10 protein-coding genes are annotated in these 11,384 nt (G+C 54.6%); 1 reads left to right on the top strand and 9 read right to left on the bottom strand.

Going from position 1 to position 11,384, the window contains the following annotated elements:
* Positions 1–3 precede the first annotated feature (3 nt).
* The 8 genes from KGD89_RS09790 to KGD89_RS09755 all read right to left on the bottom strand — a co-directional run bounded on the left by KGD89_RS09790 (position 4) and on the right by KGD89_RS09755 (position 8,973).
* Positions 4–849, bottom strand: a complete 846-nt coding sequence (locus KGD89_RS09790; protein ID WP_025259603.1) for an amidohydrolase family protein — start codon at positions 847–849, stop codon at positions 4–6.
* A 56-nt stretch (positions 850–905) separates the two neighbouring features.
* On the bottom strand, positions 906–2,192 hold the full coding sequence (locus tag KGD89_RS09785; RefSeq protein ID WP_025259602.1) for an MFS transporter: 1,287 nt from the start codon (positions 2,190–2,192) through the stop codon (positions 906–908).
* Positions 2,193–2,238: 46 nt separating this feature from the next.
* On the bottom strand, positions 2,239–2,970 hold the full coding sequence (locus KGD89_RS09780; RefSeq protein ID WP_025259601.1) for a GntR family transcriptional regulator: 732 nt from the start codon (positions 2,968–2,970) through the stop codon (positions 2,239–2,241).
* A 467-nt stretch (positions 2,971–3,437) separates the two neighbouring features.
* Complete coding sequence (locus KGD89_RS09775; protein WP_025259600.1) at positions 3,438–3,845, bottom strand: hypothetical protein; 408 nt, start codon at positions 3,843–3,845, stop codon at positions 3,438–3,440.
* 12 nt (positions 3,846–3,857) lie between these two features.
* On the bottom strand, positions 3,858–6,524 hold the full coding sequence (locus tag KGD89_RS09770; protein WP_081741925.1) for an RHS repeat-associated core domain-containing protein: 2,667 nt from the start codon (positions 6,522–6,524) through the stop codon (positions 3,858–3,860).
* Between the two features lie 99 nt (positions 6,525–6,623).
* Positions 6,624–7,922 carry a DUF6531 domain-containing protein gene (locus KGD89_RS09765; RefSeq protein WP_025259598.1) on the bottom strand — a complete coding sequence of 433 codons (1,299 nt, stop codon included), beginning with the start codon at positions 7,920–7,922 and terminating at the stop codon, positions 6,624–6,626.
* Between the two features lie 2 nt (positions 7,923–7,924).
* Positions 7,925–8,608, bottom strand: a complete 684-nt coding sequence (locus KGD89_RS09760) for a hypothetical protein (RefSeq protein WP_074568840.1) — start codon at positions 8,606–8,608, stop codon at positions 7,925–7,927.
* Complete coding sequence (locus KGD89_RS09755; protein WP_081741924.1) at positions 8,605–8,973, bottom strand: 2Fe-2S iron-sulfur cluster-binding protein; 369 nt, start codon at positions 8,971–8,973, stop codon at positions 8,605–8,607. The genes KGD89_RS09760 and KGD89_RS09755 overlap by 4 nt, the downstream gene beginning before the upstream one ends.
* Positions 8,974–9,431: 458 nt before the next feature.
* Between KGD89_RS09755 and KGD89_RS09750 the strand changes: the two genes are divergently transcribed.
* Positions 9,432–10,580 (top strand): MFS transporter, encoded by a 1,149-nt coding sequence (locus tag KGD89_RS09750; protein ID WP_162883704.1) that lies wholly within the window; start codon positions 9,432–9,434, stop codon positions 10,578–10,580.
* Between the two features lie 69 nt (positions 10,581–10,649).
* Here KGD89_RS09750 and KGD89_RS09745 read toward each other — a convergent pair whose 3' ends face one another.
* Positions 10,650–11,366 carry an alpha/beta hydrolase gene (locus KGD89_RS09745; RefSeq protein WP_025259595.1) on the bottom strand — a complete coding sequence of 239 codons (717 nt, stop codon included), beginning with the start codon at positions 11,364–11,366 and terminating at the stop codon, positions 10,650–10,652.
* Positions 11,367–11,384: the final 18 nt, after the last annotated feature.

Genomic DNA, 11,384 nt, shown 5'->3' with positions numbered 1-11,384 from the left:
GGATCAGAGCTCGACAACAGAAAAATCGAACAACGACTGCGCCGCCTCGATCAGCATGCTCTGCTTGATCGGGGCCGGGCAATCGAGGTTGCGAAACTGCTCGACTACCGTGGCGTAGCTGACGTGATGCTCATGCTGGGTATGCGGCCAGTCACTGCCCCAGACCATGCGACGCGCGCCGAAAGCCTGGACCAGCAAAGGCAGTGCAGCATTGGCGAAAGCCATGTTCTGCTCATCGCTGCCGCCCAGGCGGTAGATGGCAGAAACCTTCATCCAGATCTGCCCGCTCAGGCCCAGCTCCAGCAAGGCCTGAAAAGCCGGATCGTCGACGCCGACGCTCGCGTCGGGCCGACCAAAATGATCGACCACGATCTTGCAGCCAAACGGCAGCAGGTCGCGAATCAGCCCCGGGAGATCAGCCACATGGCGATGCAACTCAATGTGCCAGCCCAACGCCCAGACATTCTTGAACAGGTCCCGCCAGCCCGGCTCGCTGAAATCCGGCAAAGGCCTGCCCATCAGATTCAACCTGATGCCGACAACACCCTGATCGGCCAGGCGCTGCAACGCCGAACGGCTGATGGTGTTATCCACCACCGCTACACCGCGCAGTTGGCCAGGCGCGTGAGCCAGGGCATCGAGCAGGTATTGATTGTCCGTGCCCAGAAAACTGGGCTGCACCAGCACACCATGGCTCAGGCCATGCTCGCGCAAATTCGCCAGATAGGACTGCAAAGTGGCTTCGTAATCAGGGGTATAACGTAGACCTGGAATCAGGCTCACACCATTACCGAAGACATGGGCATGAGCATCGATACCGAGAATCGGCGAACTACAGGGGTCAGTCATGGAACTCATCTACTAAATGAGCGCGGTGCCGTGACACCGCGCAGAGAGGGGGCCGATCAGGCCTGCTGTGGTGTGCCCTTTTCGGTGGCATCCGCGTTGTCAGGCGCGCCTTGCAGAGTGCGTCCTCGGGTTTCAGGCAAGCAGAGCGCAGCAACCATTGCCACGCCGTAGGCGATCCCGGCATCGATACCGATCGCCGTACCCAACGACATGGATTCGCTCATGTGTCCGACCAGGAACGGGAACACCGCCGACAGCACACGGCCGAAGTTGTAGCAGAAGCCAACCCCTGCCCCGCGCACATCTGCCGGGTACAGCTCGTTGAAGAACGAGCCGAGACTGGCGGGAATACCTGCCGCGAAGAAACCCAGCGGGAAACCGAGGAACAGCATCTGTGTGTTGCTCAGCGGCAACATCAGATAACACTGCACGGTAACGATGCAGCACAGCGCGAACAGCACGATGTTCTTGCGACGACCAATGCGGTCGATCAGCATGCCGCTGGTGATACAGCCACACCAGAAGGCGAAGATGATCACTGCCAGATAACCACCGGAACTCAGCACCGAAAGATTGCGTTCGGTCTTGAGAAAGGTCGGCAACCAGGTCATGACCGCGTGGTAGCCACCGTGCGCACCCAGCCCCAACAGACCGCCCAGCAGCGTCACGCGCAGCAGCTCAGGACGGAAAATGCCTGCCATGGATTTGAAAAAGTTGCCCGACGAGGCCTTTTCCTTGTGCATGCGCTGATAGCTGTCCGGCTCTTCAACGTTGCGACGCACCCAGATGATCAGCAAGGCAGGCAGCAGACCGACGCCGAACATTACTCGCCAGGCAATATCCTGCGGCACGAACGAATAGATCAGGGTAAACAGCAGAACCGCCATGCCCCAACCCACGGCCCAGGCACTTTGTACGGTGCCCATCACCTTGCCGCGGTATTTGGACTGAATGGTCTCGGCCATCAACACCGCGCCCGCCGCCCACTCGCCACCGATACCAAAGCCTTGCAGGGCCTTGACGATCAGCAACTGGTTGAAGCCGGTCACGAACGCCGACAGGAAGGTGAAGAACGAGAACCACAGAATCATCAATTGCAGGGTGCGGACCCGGCCATAACGGTCAGACAATGTACCGCCCACCCAACCACCCAGCGCCGAAGTGACCAGAGTGACGGCACTGATCATGCCGGCGTCGCCCTTGCTCAAGGCAAAAGCGGCGATCAGCGCCGGAATCGCCAGACCGAACATCTGTACTTCCAGCGCATCCAGCGACCATCCGCCGAAGCAGGCCCAAAACGTCTTGCGTTCCCGTGATGTGACTTCGCGATACCAACTGAACATGCGCAATATCCTTATGAAGCGTGCAGTGAATGACGGAATTGAAGACTCAGCGAATTTCTACGCTGTAACGGAAATGACTGGCATGACCACGGGAGCGACGCCATTCCAGCGGCTCACCGGCGTAATTGCGCGCCAGCCGCTCGATCACCACGACCGGGCTGCCAGTCTGAACCTGCAACATGCGGGCATAGACGTCAGTAACGGACTCGGCTGTCAGGGTTTCCTCGGCATACGCCACAACCTGACCGCACAGCTGTTCATAGATCGGATAGAGCAAAGGCCCCTGAGCGTTCAGGTCCACTTCCAGCAGGGCCTGGAACTGAACCCGAGGCAGCCAGATCTCTTCGGTCAAAACCGGCTGGGCATCCAGCAGTCTCAGGCGGATCATGCGAATCACCGGCGCATCCGGGAGCAGCCCCAGGGCATGGCTGACCGCCGACGGCGCAGCAACGGGCTCGATAGACAGAATCCGGCTTTCCGGAACCTGCCGGACGCCGGACTCGGTCTGGAAACGGAAGAAGCGGAACAGCGAAGACTGGAACTGCGCACGTCGAATGAAGGTGCCACGCCCCTGCTGACGTTCGAGGATGTTGTCATTGACCAGGATGTCGATGGCTTTGCGCACCGTGCCGGTAGACAGGCAATACTCGGCGGAAAGCGCCGCCTCGGTAGGAATCGCCTCCCCCGGACGCCAGCGATTATTGGCGATCTGCTCGGCCAGGCAATCACGCAGACGTTGGTAGAGCGGCAGACGTTCATCACTTGAGAGCTTATTCATTCCCTGATTCATCCAGTCATATATATGAATATGCACAGTATTCATCTGTTACAAATGAACGTCAAGGATTTGATTAGCATATTGCCATCATTCGCCAAGCGTAGATGAGTTGTGACCTTGAGAAGAGAACGATCAGCGAATGAAAAAGTGCGCAGAGGCTACAAAAAACCATAACCCTGGATTCCGAGGAAGAAAGGCCCCTCTCCCTGGTCTGTGTCATTTATTTTTCGGGCGTTGAAAATTGGCTCCAGGCAGAAAAAGCCAGGAGCACAACATCAAGATTCAGACATACCCAGAATGGGAGGGCTGCGCTGGTCGCCGCACCAGCGCCGTCAACATCTTCATCAGGCTGACCGACCCCGTAGGCATCACTGTTGACGACGGGAAGAATGGTCGACCTGAAGCGGCCAGAAACACATAGCCACCTCAGGCAACCCTACGGCCTTAAAACTTTACGTTACCCATTATCAAGAGCCATAAACATCAAGTGCCAAATCAATATTCAACTCCCCCATTTTCCTCAGCAAAGAGCTGTCAAGAATGGCGCCCGTATTACCCGGCGAGTACCACCCGATGAAAAGCTCGGCTCGGTCTCCACTCTTATTGATCAACTCAAAAGTAGAGGCGTGCCTCATAAGATCCGTCAGCGTCTTTTCCAGAAACTCATGCAGCTCCCCGTCCTGCTTATCCGCTAACTTGAAAGAGCAATAATGCCTGTCGTACACCCCACCCAGCGCTTGTCCGCCGGGGCCTTTTCTAGGATCACCCATTTTATTCTTCCACTTGGGGGAACGCTCGAGTTGCTGGCAAATGATATCCGGGTCAACGTTCAGACCAAAAAATCGCAAAGAAACTGAAAACTTGAAGGAATGCATATGTCCACAGCCTCAAGGTAAGTAGGTACTGATAGGCCCATTATTGACCGCTTCACCGTTTGAGTCGCCCGTTATGACATCTCCATTGGGTGCGACCCCAGTCCAGTCACGCGGTCCGGCCCCCACACCATCTTTGACGCCATGGAGGTCATCCTTGTCCAGACCTGGCACTTGATCGATAGGTATTGTTCCTGACGGACAGTTTTTAGGCTTTGAGCCAGGCTTGGGTTTTGCGTACATAGGTGTTGAGCCAGGGATCGTGGCTACAGCAGCTGCGCCTCCCAATACAGCACCCATCCCCCAAAAGCCGGCCCCACTGGTAGCCGCTCCTGTTCCTCCCAAGGCCCCAAGCCCAAAGAACCAGACTAACCGCCCATCAGGGTCAAAGTAATTGACCGGGTTCTGATAGGCATACCCAAACGTATTCAGCCCTCCTGCCAACCCGATCGGATCACTCTGTACATACCGCCCGGTTTCCGGGTTGTAATCCCTGTAGTAGTTGTAATTCAGTTGCGTCTGCGCGTCGTAGATCTGCCCCGGAAAGCGCAGTGCTACGCTGGTCGCCGCACCATCGCCGTCAACATCTTCATCAGGCTTACCCACCCCGTAGGCATCACTGCTCCAGCGCCATTGCAAAGCCTGTGTGCTGTCAGTTGCCAGTCGTGGAGTATTCAGGTGATCTGAATGCAGGTAAACCAGCTTGCTGCTGCTCACTTCTCCCAACGAAGAGAAATTGGCCGTCAACTGGGCAAGAGGCATGTCATCCAGCCAGAACCAGTATTGGCCGCTGGTTTTCAAACCATTTGCATCGTAAAAGGTCTGGCCAATGAGCTTTCCGTTCGGGCCATACAGGTACGTCGTTGTACCGATAAGCGCCTGGCTGCCCATATCGTAAACACGCTTGCTGACCCGCTGCCCCAAAGCGTTGTATTTGTATTCAGCGATCTGATAGATGCTGGCTTGATGGACCTGACTCAGACGCCCTTGACTGTCATAGGTAAGGCGCAATCCGTTGACCGGTGTGTGGTTGCCAGCGGCATCTACTGGTGCCGTAGCGCCATTTATGCCGGTCAGTCGATTGCTGTCGCTGGCATAGGCTAGCGTCTGGGTTTCAGTGGTGCTGTTACCGGCCAGATTACTGGTGGTGCGTCGTGTACGGTTGCCGGTCGCATCGAGGGTATAGGCTTTTTTGATTGTACTGTTCTGCTCCTGAGTCAGACGACCCAAGGCATCGTACTCATACTGCACCGCCCCCCAGAGGCTATGGGTCGTCGAACTGATATTACTGTCAGCGTCATAGCGATAAGTCGTTTGCCAGTTGCCGACGTGTTGCTGTGTCAGTTGATAGTCCTGATCGTAGGTTTTCGACAACAGGATGCCGTTACCCCAGGTCAAGGTTCTGACAGGGCCAAAGGGTTGATAGGCAATGTTGCTGGCCAGGGTGACGGTTTTACCAGCCACTGCCAGTTGTATACCTGCTACCTGCCCGGCGGTATTTCGGGCGTACGTCACACCAATACTGGACGGATACCCCATCTTTATGAGGTTGCCGGCGGCGTCGTAACCATAAGTCAGGGTTTCGCTATAAGTACCGCTGTTGACACCTACCGTACGCTGCTGCCCGGCCAGGTTGCCTTGAACATCGTAGGAGTAACTCAGCAGTCCGGCGCTGTCCTGGATCCCTGTACGGCGACCGATGCCGTAATTGCCGCCCGTGGTCTGATCGTAGAGAAACTTGATGTTCAGTGCAGGCGTGGACGGGTAGTTTTTAGTGATCAGCCGATTGAGCGCATCGTAGGTGTACTCGGTCACGACACCACGAGCATCCGTGCTGCGAATCAGGTTATTGGCCTCGTCGTAGACAAAAGTGCTGGTCCCGGTATCCGGGCTGACGGTCTTGAGCAGGTTGCCTTGGCCGTCATAGGCATACTGGGTCTTTACGCCCCGGGGATCGACAACCTGAGTGACCCGGTCATCGGCGTTGTAAGCCAATGAAGTAGAGCCTTGCAGCGGATCGACAATCTTGATGACCCGGTTCAGTGCATCGAAAGATTGCTGGGTCTTGTGGCTTCGTGCCGAGGTGTCACTGGACAGGTTGTCATTCAGGTCATAGCTGTAACGTCGAGTCTGGTTGGCAGCCCCCACAACCTGAACCAGACGCCCCAACTCATCGAATGCACGCCGTTGCTGGCGAACTACAGCCCCACTGCTGTTCTTGATGACTTCAGCGGTACGATTGCCCTGTGTATCCAGTGTATAAGTAATACTCTCGCCGAGAATATTAAGAATGGTCTTCAAGCGCCGGGCATTATCGTAAGTGTATTCAACCCAATTACCGTTGCCACCGGTCACTTTAATGACATCGCCTACGGCATTGTAATCGAACCGCGTGGTACTGCTGCCAAGCGTCGTACTCGCCAATAGACCATTCGTTGTATATGACAGTGTTGTCACCGCACCATTGGGGTCGGTTATTTTCTGAGGGTTACCCTGTACATCATAGTTGGCCAGCCTTGTCACATGCCCAAGTGCATTGGTCACCGAGGCCAGATTACCCTGAGCATCATAGGCAAAACGGGTTATATCGTTCAAATCGGTACGAGGACCGTTGACCGTTTCCAGTTGGCCCAGCGATGTATAACTGTATTGCGTCGAGGCGGCCAATGCCATACTCGACATATTGACGACCGCCAAAGCCACCCACAACGATGACCTATTAAAATAGCTGAGAATGCTCACACATCAAACTCCACAACAGAAACATTCAGTTCCATGAATTCATACCCGACTGACCACTGAAGTATTGACCCGCCGCCCCTGAGCGTCATAACTGTAAGTCGTTATACGGGTAGGCGTCGTGACCTTGACAGGCTTTTGAAAAGTGGCATGCCACTCAACCAATGTTTCCTTGGACACGTTCGTCCCCACCGCAACAACAGTGCGTACCAACAGATCCCGATCATTGTAATAATATTCAGACCGGACACCCATATTATCGACCTTTGCCGACATACGCCCTTTAGTGTCATATTCAAACTTCGAGTTCGAGTAAGGGCAGGACGGCGTGGGCTCACCAATGATTTCCACTATTCGACGGCTGTGGTAAATCTCTTTGAATTTATAGGTCGTCTGCTTACCCCGTTCATTCGTCACCACCGTGGTCAGGTGATCTTTATAGTTCAGCCTGCTGGATTCCACGCCCTCAGCATGTTCGCTGGAGATGGCACGGAATGAGTCGTCATATTTCCATGTTGCAAAACGAATTCCCCGCTCATCCGTTATACCGGTCAACAACCATGTGGCATTGGACACTTCATAATGGTAGTGGCGCGTCAGTGTCTTGCCATCCACGATCTTGCTCAAGGACAACAATCGCGTCGCATCGGCCGCGTAATGATACGTAATGCTGAGCCCCCCTACCTTGGCGCTCGTAAGCTGCGAAAGCATGCCCAGCGTCATGACAAGGGTCTGTCCAAACACATTTTTGACAGTGACCGTATTATTAGCCGAATAGGTCAGTGTCTGCGTAAGCCCTTCGGTATCCTTGATTGAAATCAGCTTTCCAAGCGAATCGAAGGTCAACTGACTGCCGTCCATGGCCGTGTACACATACCCGCTCCCGCTGGACGACATTTTGCCAGCTGCGCCGTACAAAGGGGTAAACCCCTTTTTCATAAACACATGCCGGGTCCCGTCAGCCCGAACATAGGTAATTACAAACTGGCCGATGGACAGATTATCTGAATAATTATGACGCCATATACCGTCATAACTGTTATAAACCCGCGTCAGATTTATGGCCGATACGCCTTTACCGGTGTAATCCATCTCTTCCTGAAACTTGTTGCCCGAAATAAGATTGACAGGATTCCCCACCATGCCACAAGGCTGAGGCACATCATCATTCAAGACCTTATTATTATCGTCGCCGTCTCCTATCTCATCGTCCAAGGGAAAAACGATATCACACGCCATCCCCCACACGGTCACCGGAGAGCCCGCCAATAGAAAGGCCGTTAACACACACCCCCAAAAGCTTCTTAAACCACGGGCCTGTTTTTTTAGAATATCGTCCATGTTCAACCTTGCAATACGACTGTAAAAGATGCGTTAGCAGACCCATTGACCCATTCAAGATTCACAGGCCTCACCGCCAGGTCGCCGTGCTGAAAACTGGAGAAGTATTTATCGATCACTGTCACTGCCCGCAATCGGGGAACAGCACTGTTCATTGCAGTGTGTGCAATACCACAACATTCATTACTGGCCAGCAACCGAGTGCCAAATACATGGCCATCACGCAGTACGAACACATCAAAGCCAGACGAAAACCGAGAGGCTGTAGACGCTATAATGCGGTCCGAAAGAATAGGAAAGGATACATGTATATCCGCAGAACCATCAGGACGTGTCTTGACCCGGGTAGACACCAGTGGTCGAGACTTCTCTCTCAAATAAGAGTCAGCCTGAAGTACGAGAAGATCGCCGCCTTCCACGGGAGCAAATGCCGAGTCAACAACGTTAATCTTGAGATTAACCTTGGGCAATCCATACTCTCCCGTTACCACACCCTGTGGAACCCAGCGTTCAAAGAAATGCATGATCCGTCCGGACAGAACATCCCCGCCTTTATTCAACCTGTATAGATCAGGCAAACGTTTTCCATCGCTTGCCCGGATATTCAAAGGCAGGCACGTGCCGACCAACATAACTCCTTTTAATACATGACGCCTGGAATACACCGAATACTTATCCTCCATCATGATGTCAGCTCCTCTTCGGCATGAGCCTGGATATAGACATCACTGGTCGGGTAAGCACAACACAGCAATACAAATCCTTCGGCTAACTGATCATCATCCAGGAATGAACCATCTGACTGATTGACTGTTCCACCCATGATTTTTCCAACACACGACGAACAAGAACCCGCACGACAGGAATACGGCAGGTCAAGCCGATACTCTTCGGCCTGGTCCAGAATATAAGCGTCATCAGAACAGCGGAAAGTACAACCGTCGATCGTGACATTGTATACCTGCCCTGTTCCCCCGCCGCTGCCTCCTGGAGTACCTGGCGCGGGAGCTGTTACTGGAATACTGGGTAGCGTTATAGTGCCGCCTGCCATCTTTCTATCCTTAAGTAAAAACACTGAATAAGCGCTTACACACATCGCTCTACTTGAGCAACGGCATACAGAGCGGTCGCAACCCGTACCAACATCGATACAAAACCGACACACCCAAGGGAAGACGTGCGAACAGACCCTTTTTTCAAAAAATAAGTAAAAACAACTCAATAGATTTAAACAGACGTTTAAAGGCGCCGATTTCAAGAGGCTCGTCACACGCAGAGCATTTTTCCTTGGCCGGCCCGAGCGAACCGATGCCTTCCGACTGACTATTGTTTTCAGAAATATCTTGTATCAATCAGCCGCACCTACTTAATCTCCGCCAAAGCCGTTAGCCTGCTCAGCATCCACTCCCGACCGCTCTGGCAGGCTTGCTTTACGCGGCTTTCCGGTCTTTTGCACAAGCGAGAATACTCATGAGTACTTCGATCCACGCCCGGCACGGCGCTGTCACCATGACCAGGGGTCTGGTGATGCTGTTTGCGTTCTGCTGCGGCGCTATCGTTGCCAACATCTATTACGCCCAGCCGATCATTGAGCTGATTGCGCCGGACATTGGCCTGTCGAGCACCATGGCCAGCCTGATCGTGTCCTTGACGCAGGTGGGTTATGCGCTGGGGCTGTTCTTTCTGGTGCCGTTGGGGGATCTGCTGGAGAACCGGCGCTTGATGCTCTTGACCACCGGGGTTGCGATTCTCAGCCTGCTGGGCGCCGCATTTGCCGAGCAGCCCAATCTGTTTCTGGTGGTCTCGTTGCTGGTGGGTTTCAGTTCGGTTTCGGTGCAGATGCTGATTCCGCTGGCTGCGCATCTGGCGCCTGAGGAAACTCGCGGGCGAGTAGTCGGTTCGATCATGGGCGGGCTGTTATTGGGGATTCTGTTGGCTCGTCCGGTTTCGAGCCTGGTAGCTGACCATTTTGGCTGGCGCGCAGTGTTTGGCTCGGCGGCGGTGCTGATGGCCGGGATCAGCGTTGTACTGGCAACCACCATGCCCAAGCGTGTACCGGATCATCGGGCATCGTATGGTGAGTTGCTGTTTTCCCTGTGGACTCTGCTGCGTAAGCAACCGGTATTGAGGCAACGGGCGTTTTATCAAGCCTGCATGTTTGCCACTTTCAGCCTGTTCTGGACCGCCGTTCCTCTGGAACTGGCGCGTAACCATGGCCTGTCGCAAAGCCAGATTGCCGTGTTTGCGCTGATCGGTGCCATTGGCGCGATTGCTGCGCCCCTCAGTGGACGCCTTGCGGATGCTGGCCACAGCCGAATCGCAACGCTGGGTGCTCTGCTGTTTGGTGCCTTGAGTTTCCTGCCTGGTCTGATCCCGGCGCCTTACAACCTGATCGGCCTTGCCGTGACCGGTGTAGTGCTGGATTTCTGCGTGCAGATGAATCTGGTGGTGGGCCAACGGGCTGTTTATGCACTGGATGCAGCGAGCCGCAGCCGACTCAATGCCTTGTACATGACCAGCATTTTCATTGGCGGAGCCATCGGCTCGTCGGTTGCCAGTGTGCTGTTCGATCATGGGGGCTGGGTGTGGATCAGCGTGGTGGGCACTGCCCTGCCCTTGATTGCGCTGCTGGGGTTTTTGCGGGATTCGCGGGGGTAGGTTTTTTTCGCGAATGAATTCGCTCCCACACCTGCAGGAACATATGTGTGGGAGCGCGAATGGGATCACCTAAAACGCATGCTCCAGCCAACGCTTCAAGTCGGCAACTTCTTCCTGATTGATGGTATGCCCCATCCCTTCATAGGCATGAAACTCCGGCTTGATGCCTAGCCCCTTCAAGGTTTCCTCGGTGCGGGTTGCGCCACTGAAAGGCAACACCGGGTCTGCGGTGCCATGGGCAGCGAACACGTTGAATGTCTTGAAGCGTTCCTCGGGCTTGAGGCTGGCTTTCAGTACAGACAGGACCGGACCACTCAAGGCCGCAATGCCGCCGACCATATCCGGGTCGCGTAGCGCCACCTCATAGCTCATGACGGAGCCCTGACTGAAGCCCACCAGCACCACTTTGCCTGGCTGAGTCCGGTATTTCTGGGTGGCCTGTTTGATGAAGGCCTTCAGCAAGTCACCGCTGTTTTTCAGGTCCTCGGTCACGCCATCGTAGTTGCCCTCTTCGATCCGGCGATTGAACCACTTGTAGCCACCCGGCCTTACCTCGATGGGTGCCCGCACGGACAGGTAGTTGTAGTCCGGGGACAAGAGATCCTTGAGGCTGAACAGGTCCGCCTCATTACTGCCGGAACCGTGAATGAAGATCACCAGCGGCCTGTTCGGCACATCGGCGCTGGCCTGAGCCAGGTATTTCAGAGGCAGATCGGCGTGCAACGTATTTTCTGCCTGCACAAGACTCGAGAAGGCAAACAGCAAGACGGCAAAAAACTTCAGCATGTGTCCATATCCTCCAGT

The sequence above is a fragment of the Pseudomonas cichorii genome (assembly GCF_018343775.1).
Taxonomy (GTDB): domain Bacteria; phylum Pseudomonadota; class Gammaproteobacteria; order Pseudomonadales; family Pseudomonadaceae; genus Aquipseudomonas; species Aquipseudomonas cichorii.
The sequence above is the reverse complement of the archived record's forward strand: the minus strand, read 5'-3'. Positions and strand labels throughout refer to the sequence as shown.